We start from the raw sequence: 885 nt of genomic DNA on the forward strand, positions 1-885 counted from the left end.
CGCAGGCCAACGTCTTGCGCTACGACCTGCTCAGGGCAGCGCAGCAGGACAAGGAGGTACGCCATGGCACATGATTCAACGACGACGGCGATCGTCAGCCTCCTGAAGAGCTTGAAGATGTATGGCATGGCGCACGCGGTATCGGAACTCGGAGAACAAGGCGTGCCCGCCTTCGAAGCGGCCCAACCGATCCTGTCGAAGCTGCTGAAAGCTGAAACAGCAGAGCGGGAGGTTCGCTCGCTGGCTTACCAGATGAAGCTGGCCAAGTTCCCCGCGTACCGAGATCTGGTTGGATTCGACTTCGGACACAGCGAAGTGAACGAAGCGACGGTACGCCAGCTTCACAGATGCGAGTTCCTCGACCAGGCGCACAACGTTGTTCTCGTTGGCGGGCCCGGAACAGGAAAGACCCATTTGGCGACCGCGATCGGGGTGCAGGCCATCGAGCACCACCGTCGACGGGTGCGGTTCCTCTCGACGATTGAACTGGTCAACGCGCTAGAGGTGGAGAAATCCAACGGTCACACAGGTCAGATCGCCAACAAGCTTCTACACGTGGACCTGGTGATCCTGGATGAACTGGGCTACCTGCCCTTCAGCGAGTCCGGAGGCGCGCTCCTGTTCCACTTGCTCTCGAAGCTTTACGAGAGAACCAGCGTTGTGATCACCACCAATCTGAGCTTCGGAGAGTGGGCCAGCGTCTTCGGCGATGCGAAGATGACGACTGCGTTGCTCGATCGCCTGACGCATCGATGCCACATCCTGGAGACCGGAAACGACAGTTTCCGGTTCAAAAACAGTTCCGCAAAACCTCAATCCAAAAAGGAGAACATCAAGCACTTATCCACACCGTGAAGCCCTCGGGCTCACAAAGCGGGTGGGTCA

At 58.3% G+C, this 885-nt stretch carries 1 protein-coding gene; it reads left to right on the top strand.

From position 1 onward, the window contains the following. The first annotated feature begins 63 nt into the window (after positions 1 to 63). Positions 64 to 855 carry an IS21-like element helper ATPase IstB gene (gene istB, locus V9L20_RS27250; RefSeq protein WP_337298908.1) on the top strand — a complete coding sequence of 264 codons (792 nt, stop codon included), beginning with the start codon at positions 64 to 66 and terminating at the stop codon, positions 853 to 855. Positions 856 to 885 lie beyond the last annotated feature (30 nt).

The organism is Variovorax sp. CCNWLW225, assembly GCF_037204045.1.
Taxonomy (GTDB): domain Bacteria; phylum Pseudomonadota; class Gammaproteobacteria; order Burkholderiales; family Burkholderiaceae_C; genus Variovorax.

Bases quoted from the DNA above. Each gene is read 5' to 3' on its own strand.
- istB (WP_337298908.1), top strand. From the start codon at position 64: ATGGCACATGATTCAACGACGACGGCGATCGTCAGCCTCCTGAAGAGC.